The organism is Microcoleus sp. Pol12A5, from assembly GCF_036701435.1.
In the GTDB taxonomy this organism is placed as follows: domain Bacteria; phylum Cyanobacteriota; class Cyanobacteriia; order Cyanobacteriales; family Microcoleaceae; genus Microcoleus.
The window spans coordinates 23,053-31,278 of sequence record NZ_JAUBQU010000078.1 but is presented as its reverse complement, the minus strand read 5'-3'; the positions used below and the strand labels follow the sequence as shown (position 1 = coordinate 31,278).

The window sequence follows — 8,226 nt, the reverse complement described above, 5'->3', positions numbered from 1 at the left end:
AGCGTTTCAAGTTTAAGTCTAGCTAGCTCAAGACTTAGCGTTACATAGTTTATTTTTTTCCTGTCCACCTACTTAGGATGGAAATTAAACTGGAAATACATTACAAAGCAATGGGGAATGGCAATGAGGCAAGTTGTAATTGTGGGATCGGGGCCAACTGGTGCGGCACTTGCCTTGCTGCTGGTGAAACGAGGTATTGCCACAACCTTGGTTGAGGCGGCAAAAGATTCCTACCGAGTGTTTCGCGGTGAAGGGTTAATGCCCAGCGGATTGGATGCGATCGCCCAAATGGGCTTATCCAGTATGCTAGAAGGTGTTCCCCACCGACAAATTGATGCCTGGGAGTTCGTTGTGGGCGATCGGCAACTATTTCGAGTTGATGAGCCAATGGGGTCAAATCGACCTTGTACGCTGGTATCGCAACCGCCTTTGCTAGAAACACTAATTTCAGAAGCTCAATTGCATCCTGAATTTGAATTTATCTCAGGTGTTCCCGTAAAAGATTTACTGTACAGCAACGATCGCATTGCGGGCGTAAAACTAGCAGATGGACGAGAGATTCCTGCTGCACTTGTGATTGGCACAGATGGTAGAAACTCGGTTGTACGACAGCGTGCAGAATTAGAGTTAGTAAAACAGCAGAATAGTATAGATGTTCTGTGGTTTAAACTTGCCGCTCATCCTCGGTTTGTGGCGGATAATGTATTTTATTCCATCCTGAATGGCGGTAGCGGATTCAGTGTCTTTCATGGGGCAGAATCAGGAAAGCTTCATCTGGCTTGGGTGCTATCTGCAGATGACAAAACTGATCGGAAAGACACAGACTGGGCAGAAACTTTCGCATCGCTATCGCCTGCGTGGATGGCAGAACATTTCCGCAACAGTGCCGATACGATCGAATCTCCGATGCGACTATCTGTTGTGGTTGGTCGCTGTCCGCGGTGGCATCGACCAGCAATCATACTTTTGGGGGATGCTGCACATCCCATGTCTCCGGTCCGCGCTCAAGGAATTAACATGGCGTTCCGCGATGTAATTGTGGCGGCAAATCACCTTGTACCTTTATTGAAAGCAGGGGCTAATTGCGAGGATATTGACTTAGCATTATCGCGGATTCAGGCAGAACGGGAACCGGAAATTATTCGCGCCCAACAACTTCAAGCACAAGAAGCGTGGAAAGGCGAACAACTGCGAAAAAATGGATTAGTGCGTTTATTGATGATGCAAGCTGCTCCGTTTTTGGGTGAAAAAATTAAACAATTTTGGGTAAAAGGACAGTATGAATTGCGTCAAGGAGTAACAGATGTAAAATTGGTTGTGTAAAATGAGGAAATTGAAACCTGACTTACCCGTCCCAACCAAAGAAACCGGGTTTTTACCTTTTCTGCGATGCTCTAATATCAATTCCGGTTGTATCGGAATGATTAAACCACAGAGGGCACAGAGGACACAGAGAAAGAGAAGAGAGAGATAATAATTCCGATGTTAACGGATTTGATATAACCGAGTATTTTTGCGAAAAATCCGGTTTCTGACTACCCGTCCGTCTAGGACTATAAAACTTAGGAGAAGATTTTATGCGATCGACAGCTATCAAAGGACCGATCGGCAATATTCACATCATCGAAGCCAGCCCCCCTGTCACCGCTGGGGAGTCGGAAGCGCTGCCGGTGCTGTTCGTGCACGGTATGACGGTTTCTGCGAGCATCTGGGAGGCGCAGCTTGCTCATGTAGCGCGTACCCGACGCGCGATCGCCCTTGATATGCGGGGACACGGCGATTCTGCACCGCCGGAGGACGGCAACTATGCGCCCGCCTCCTGTGCAGCGGATGTTTTGGCGGTACTGGATGGGCTGGGACTCGATCGAGTGGCGATCGTCGGGCACAGTTTCGGTGCTTGTATTGCCCTCGCCACAGCAGCCGCCGCACCGCAGCGCATCGCGCAGTTGATTCTGGCAGACCCACCTGGAGATTTTACCAAGGTGCCTGCAGAAGTGCACGAGGAACGCATCGTCCCCTACCAGAGGGCTCTGGAGACGGATGATTGGCGGGCTGCTGTGGAAACCAGCTTCAATGAGGCGCTGACAGGAAGCAGGGCCCAGACGCGCGATCGGGTTCTCGCTTGGTTGGCGGCGACTCCACAGGATTGTCTGTCTGGAATGTCTCGCGGGATGTTTGCCTTTGAAGCAGTTGATGCTCTCGATCGCTACCTAGCAGCCCCTGGAACACGAGCCCACGCCATTATTGCTCCCTCAAACACTTTTCCCTTCAGCCTCCACATCCTCCGTCCCACACTGACGACAACTACGATCCCCGACACCGGACACTGGCTGATGCTGGATGCACCAGAGGCCTTTGCTAGGGAACTTGATATCTGTTTGGAAGGTGTTTAATATATATAGCAATCCTAAATCATTTGTGAATCTCTTACCATTAAACTGAGCCAGGTATCTCTTAAAATTGTTTGAAGTTAACATAATTAGGTTTCTGCTTCCCTTAATTAATTTATTGATTTAAGGCAAATTCCCCACTCAACTCTAGTAAAAAATCGCGGCTGCGATCGATTAAAGCTTTCTCTAATTCTCGCTATTGCGCTTCTTTGCCTAAAAAGTACTGCCCGCACTTGATATTGCACAATACCTTCCTTAAGTTCTCGCAAAAAATCATGATAATCTTCAGCAATTGACGAACTATCCGCCAGAACTCACCCTCGGCAGATTTTCCGGAATCATCGCCTCTAACTTGGCACTCTCGGCAAATTGCCTCTCCAACTTCGCCGTCAAATGCAGCATCTTCTCGTCCAAACCCTCCTCCTCCTGCTCCTCCTTCCCCTCCGCCCTCACATACCTCTCAGGAGTTAAAACCTAACACTTACCGTTTTGCTTTTTTGTTGCCTTTTGACTCCGCACAAGTGTTACAACTCTTCTGGAAAGTACATTTGCAGCAAATCTCCCCCGCCCTAACCCAACCGGCCTAACTTCTCCAGAACTTAGGTAAAAAGCACCTAAAGTATGATGCGAAACTCAGGCAAAACTCTTATTCTATAAATCGATCGGGCATTAAACCGATATCCACAACCGCCAAGATTTATTGCCAAAAATTAAATCTTTCCGGCGAAAACTTGCTATTTACTGAATAAGACTTTAAAATCCAGCTATGTAAATCAAAATCTCAATGAGCAGCCCTGCAAGCACGAACCCGAAATGGGTCGCAAGTGCCAAAAAGCAGCAAAAGCTACCTTTTTTAAGTCTTTCAACAGCAAAGCATTGGCAGAAAAACCCAGGGATCGACGGTTGGCATCTTGGAACGAATGCTTTGCTCGCAATACTACAAATGTATCAAAACTTGTCAGCCAAATTTAGCCCTAACAGATGCCTAGCTGTAACTCTTGCTGCGTAAGGTTTCAGTTTGTTATTAGGCTGGTTTTATTGTCTTTAACTACTTGAGGATTCGATCGCATGATTTCGATTTCTACAACTCAATCTGATGTGGTACCTTTGTCTTCGCCAACCGTAACTGCTGCAACCCAAAGCAGTGCGGCGGCTGCAACTGGGGTGTGCGTGACGGTTCACGGTCACTTTTACCAGCCGCCCCGGGAAAACCCTTACCTGGACGCGATCGAACGCCAAGCCAGCGCCTCTCCCGCCCACGACTGGAACGAACGGATTGACATCGAGTGCTACCGCCCCAACGCCTTTGCCCGCATACTCAACGATCGCGGGGAAGTCACGGGGATCGTTAACAACTACGAGTACATGAGCTTCAACATCGGGCCGACCCTGATGAGCTGGCTCGAACGCTACGACGCGGAAGTCTACCAGCGGATTCTGGAGGCAGATCGCAAAAGCTGTCAGCGCCTCAACGGTCACGGCAACGCGATCGCCCAAGTATACAATCACATCATCATGCCGCTGGCTAACGAGCGAGACAAATACACCCAAATTCGCTGGGGGATCGCAGATTTTCGCTCCCGGTTCGGTCGCGAGCCCGAAGGAATGTGGCTCGCCGAAACCGCCGTAGACTACGCCACCCTCGAAGTTTTAGTCGCTGAAGGCATCCGCTTCATTGTCTTAGCCCCCTCCCAAGCCGAACGCTGCCGCCCGCTAATCGGGCAAAACCACGAAGGAGAACCAGCGGAAAATTCCGAATGGCACGAAGTCGGCGGCGGTCAAATCGATCCGACTCGCCCGTACCGCTGCTATTTGAAACCAGAAATGCGGTTAATGGCTGACCACCAACTCTCGCCACTGAGCTCTCACCATTTTGGCCGCAGACACTTCCAAAATTCCGAAGCCCCACCTGCCAACACTCCCTACATTGATATCTTTTTTTACGACGGCCCCATCTCGCGGGATATGGGCTTCAATGACGTTCTCAGCAGCAGCCACCACTTGGCAGGCCGGTTGGGTCAAGCAGTACGGGGAGACCACCGACCGGCTCAATTAATCTGCGTGGCGACGGACGGCGAAACTTTCGGCCACCACAAAAACGGTACCGAAAAATGCCTCGCCTACGCCTTCACAGAAGAGTTCCCCCGCCGAGGCTGGACGGTGACGAATTTTGCTCATTATTTAAGTCAAAATCCGAGCGCTTGGGAAGTTGAACTCAAACCCGTAACGGCCTGGAGTTGCTCTCACGGGGTCGATCGCTGGCAAGATGATTGCGGCTGCGGTGGCGGCGGCGAGTGGAACCAAAAATGGCGCCGCCCTCTCCGGGATACTCTCAATTGGCTGCGCGATCGACTGATTCCGATTTACGAAGAAGCGGGGCGCAAGCTGTTGTGCGATCCCTGGAAAGCCAGAGATGAATATATTGAGGTCATCCGCGATCGATCGCCCACTAATGTTGACAGTTTCCTCGAACGCCATCAAGTGCGCCCCCTCGATGCCTCCGAACAGGTGGACGCCCTGCGACTGCTGGAAATGCAGCGCCACACCCTGTTAATGTTCACTAGCTGCGGCTGGTTTTTTGAAGAAATCTCCCGGCCAGAAGGCGTGCAAATTCTGCGCTACGCGGCCCGGGCGCTGGAATTGGCGGGCGAAGTTACCGGCGTGCAGCTAGAAAAGGATTTTGTCGATCGACTAGCCCTCGTACCCAGCAACGTTTACTGTTTCACAACAGGGGCCGAAGTTTACCGCCAACTGGTGGTGACAGCCCAAATTAGTCTCCGACAAGTGGCGGCCCACTACGCGATCAGTTCTCTGTTTGCCAAATATCCCCGCGAACAGCGAGTTTACTGCTATCAGGCCGAGCAGCAAGATTTCCAAATTCAGCGCATGGGATCGATGACTCTGGCAGTGGGTCAATTGCAGTTAACCTCGGAAATTACGCGGGAAACAGAGATTTTTGTGTTTGCTGCGCTGCACCTCGGCGGCTGGGACTTCCACTGCTGCATTCAGCCTTTTGGCAGCCGCCGGTCTTACACTATGCTCAAAGAGCGGTTGTTTGGAGTTATGCAAGAAGCTTCGGCGGCCCACGCGATTCTGGAAATGGTGCGGCTGTTTGGGGATCAGTCCTTTAGCTTGCGGGATTTATTCGCTGAGGAACGCCACCGGATCGTCCAGTTGCTGAGTCAGGAAAATTTGACTCGGTTGGATCAGCTTTACACTCAGGTTTACCGCGAAAATTACGGGGTGATGATGGCGTTCCACCGAGACGAGTTGCCGGTGCCGGTAGAGTTGCAGGTAGCTGCTGAGGTGGCTTTGGGACACCGCTGTTTGACGGCGGCCAAGGCCCTGGAAGTGGAAACGGAGGATCTGGAACCGCTGCTGGCCGAAATTGAGGCGATCGCCACTGAAAGCGGCCATCTCCGCTGTCGGTTGAACGTTCCCGAAGTCAAGGAAATTTTGGAAAAGCTGGTTTGGCGATCGCTTGACGCGCTGCTGCAGGCAGGATCGGGCGTGGATGAGCGCTCGCCTGTCAAGTTGGAAGCTGAGATATGCACGATCGAGCGTTTGATTGCGGTGGGCGATCGGCTGAGTCTGGGTTTGTGTTTGGACAAATCGCAGGAACTGTATTTCGATTCTCTGTACAGTCAAATTGTGCCTCTGTGTTTGGGCTGGCTGCAACGGCAAGATGCCTCGGCGGGCGAAACTGCGGGGGCTGCTGTTGCCTTGGAGATTGCACGTTCAGGCGGCGGCTGGGAGTTGTCTTCGATCCGGCAGTTGCTGGAGTTGGGTCAAACCTTGGCTGTTGATGTTGAGTGCTGGTTAAATCAGTTAAGTTAACAGTTTCCCGATTAGCCTGCATCTATTCCCGCCCATGAGAATCCGCCCGATCGAGCTTTAAAAGCCGATCGGGGCTGCGGGTTCAACCGAGAATGGATCGACATTTTAGCTGACGTGGATCGCGGCTGGGGATCGAAGCACCGACAGGGAACCGCCAACTTTGTTTAAGTTTTCGCTCTACTTGTGGGAAGATAAGAAAACTGTCGGCAAAGCCTATAAGTGTTAAGCACCCGTAAGCTTTGCAGAGTTTTGAAGAGAGAACACTAAATATAAGTCTATGAAAGTTGGCGATCGCGTTTGCATTAAAAACTCTGTTGTTGTCTACCACCATCCTGAAAATCGCAGTCAACCATTTGATATTAAGGGTATGGAAGGAGAAGTCGTGGCGATCGTTCACGAATGGCACGGCCGACCTGTCAGTGCTAATTGGCCGATTCTAGTACAATTTGACAAAAAATTTCGAGCTCACCTGAAAGAGGATGAGGTTGAATTGATATCTTCGGAAGTCTAGCTGTCTCAAAAGTTGAAGCCGGAGCCCAAAGACAATATCAAATCCCGTCAGTCGATTTTAGATTTTAGATTTTAGATTTACTCCACAGATGAATCTGGAAGCTTGAACTAGGGTCTAAAATTTTCCGCCGATAGCGACTCCTGTCGGAAAGCAAGTATCCATTTTTGGGCGGGAGTCATATAGCTATTGTACAGTTTGTAGTTAGGACTTCAGGTTTTTCTGTGGCTTTTAGTCGATCTGCAGGGCTAAACTCCTTACTACAAACCATCTTTTTTATTTAACCCTTAATTTTTCGACCGTCCGCGGCTAAACCAACCTAAAATATTCCAATCTCCCTGCATTTTCTGCAATTCTTGCTGATGCTGCTTGGCTGTAGCGTAATACCACTGGCAGTGAAGTTCTAGTTCTTGACGGTACTTAATTTCATAGTAAAACTCGCGGACAATTTGGTGTCTCTGAAAAATTTCGGCCGCGGGAGTCGGTTCTGGGGCAATGTTTTGCAACTCGTGGGGCAGCATGATTGTTTGGGGGCGAGTGTGGCTAATATTGGCTGTATTGACTTTAAGCTAGCACACTGAATCAATTTTGGATTTGGGAAGTGACTTAACGGTTGAGACTACTTAAATTCTTCCACCCAAAATCCCAAATCTCAAATTATGTTAAAGCCATCCCCGCAGGCGATAAACGATTATGCCGATGTATTCTTTCAAAGCTTTAGTTGACTGGTTTAACTCATAGGTATCCGGCAATAAATTCAAGGCGACTGCTTGCCAATTTCTTTCGGATGCTGCGATATCCTGCTGGGTTATCTGAAAGTCTGTTGGCGCTGCAATTGCTTTTATTCCCTGACGCTGGAAAATTAAGAGCGATCGAGTCATGTGCATCGCCGATGTCACTAGCAAAACAGGTCCTTTTATGCCTTTAGCATTTAAAATTTTCCGCACGTTGACGGCATTTTGATAAGTGTTGTGTGAATCGGGGTCTTGCAGAATTGCTGATGCCGGTACACCCATTGTTTGGGCAATTTCTGCCATGTCTGCCGATTCTGGAGCCCCGCCGCCTTTCCAATCTACTCTACCGCCGCTGAGAATTAGCAGGGAAGCTTTGCCTTGCCGGTAAAGTCGGGAACCGTAGATTATTCGATCGCCCGCTTCCGCTAATTCTACCCAAGGACGGGGAGGTAAAGCTGCTTTGACACCGCCGCCCAAGACGATTATCGCTTCAGCTTGTGGGAGTTCGGCGGTTGGTAAGTTTTGCCATTCGAGCGCTCGAACTAACGATTTTGAAACCCAACCGCTACTTCCGAGGAGTAAAATAATTAGAGCCGCAGCAATTGGCGCCGCCGCCCATTTGGGACGCTTCCAAAGTGTGATTAAAGCCGCCATCATTAACAGGCAACTCAACCCCAAAGGATAAATAAACAGCGGCAGGAGTTTCGAGAGAAATACAAACATTAAGCAAGTAATTCAAATTGCTCGTTAGCGGTAA

Annotated in this window: 7 protein-coding genes; 4 read left to right on the top strand and 3 right to left on the bottom strand. The window is 49.8% G+C overall.

The genetic code is table 11. The features are described 5' to 3' along the window. The first annotated feature begins 123 nt into the window (after positions 1–123). Both QUA45_RS19490 and QUA45_RS19485 read left to right on the top strand, forming a co-directional pair. Entirely contained in the window at positions 124–1,323 is a 1,200-nt protein-coding gene (locus QUA45_RS19490; RefSeq protein WP_333221892.1) for an FAD-dependent monooxygenase, read from the top strand. Positions 1,324–1,577: 254 nt separating this feature from the next. Continuing rightward, positions 1,578–2,393, top strand: a complete 816-nt coding sequence (locus QUA45_RS19485; RefSeq protein WP_333221891.1) for an alpha/beta hydrolase — start codon at positions 1,578–1,580, stop codon at positions 2,391–2,393. 297 nt (positions 2,394–2,690) lie between these two features. Here QUA45_RS19485 and QUA45_RS19480 read toward each other — a convergent pair whose 3' ends face one another. Further along, positions 2,691–2,843 carry a hypothetical protein gene (locus QUA45_RS19480; protein ID WP_333152257.1) on the bottom strand — a complete coding sequence of 51 codons (153 nt, stop codon included), beginning with the start codon at positions 2,841–2,843 and terminating at the stop codon, positions 2,691–2,693. 615 nt (positions 2,844–3,458) lie between these two features. On the opposite strand from QUA45_RS19480, the gene QUA45_RS19475 reads away from it, so the two are divergent. Next, positions 3,459–6,227 carry a DUF3536 domain-containing protein gene (locus QUA45_RS19475; protein WP_333097224.1) on the top strand — a complete coding sequence of 923 codons (2,769 nt, stop codon included), beginning with the start codon at positions 3,459–3,461 and terminating at the stop codon, positions 6,225–6,227. Positions 6,228–6,504: 277 nt separating this feature from the next. Continuing rightward, the gene (locus QUA45_RS19470; protein WP_006635793.1) at positions 6,505–6,738 is read left to right on the top strand and encodes a ferredoxin-thioredoxin reductase variable chain; all 234 of its coding nucleotides are present in this window, start codon (positions 6,505–6,507) and stop codon (positions 6,736–6,738) included. A 284-nt stretch (positions 6,739–7,022) separates the two neighbouring features. Here the strand turns inward: QUA45_RS19470 and QUA45_RS19465 are convergent, their stop codons facing one another. Both QUA45_RS19465 and QUA45_RS19460 read right to left on the bottom strand, forming a co-directional pair. Continuing rightward, complete coding sequence (locus tag QUA45_RS19465; protein ID WP_333097222.1) at positions 7,023–7,256, bottom strand: hypothetical protein; 234 nt, start codon at positions 7,254–7,256, stop codon at positions 7,023–7,025. 141 nt (positions 7,257–7,397) lie between these two features. Next, complete coding sequence (locus QUA45_RS19460; protein WP_333097221.1) at positions 7,398–8,192, bottom strand: YdcF family protein; 795 nt, start codon at positions 8,190–8,192, stop codon at positions 7,398–7,400. Between the last annotated feature and the right edge of the window lie 34 nt (positions 8,193–8,226).

What these genes read in the sequence shown, in the direction of transcription:
- QUA45_RS19490 (WP_333221892.1), top strand. Translation starts at nt 124, where the DNA reads ATGAGGCAAGTTGTAATTGTGGGATCGGGGCCAACTGGTGCGGCACTT.
- QUA45_RS19485 (WP_333221891.1), top strand. Translation starts at nt 1,578, where the DNA reads ATGCGATCGACAGCTATCAAAGGACCGATCGGCAATATTCACATCATC.
- QUA45_RS19475 (WP_333097224.1), top strand. Translation starts at nt 3,459, where the DNA reads ATGATTTCGATTTCTACAACTCAATCTGATGTGGTACCTTTGTCTTCG.
- QUA45_RS19470 (WP_006635793.1), top strand. Translation starts at nt 6,505, where the DNA reads ATGAAAGTTGGCGATCGCGTTTGCATTAAAAACTCTGTTGTTGTCTAC.
- QUA45_RS19465 (WP_333097222.1), bottom strand. Translation starts at nt 7,256, where the DNA reads ATGCTGCCCCACGAGTTGCAAAACATTGCCCCAGAACCGACTCCCGCG.
- QUA45_RS19460 (WP_333097221.1), bottom strand. Translation starts at nt 8,192, where the DNA reads ATGTTTGTATTTCTCTCGAAACTCCTGCCGCTGTTTATTTATCCTTTG.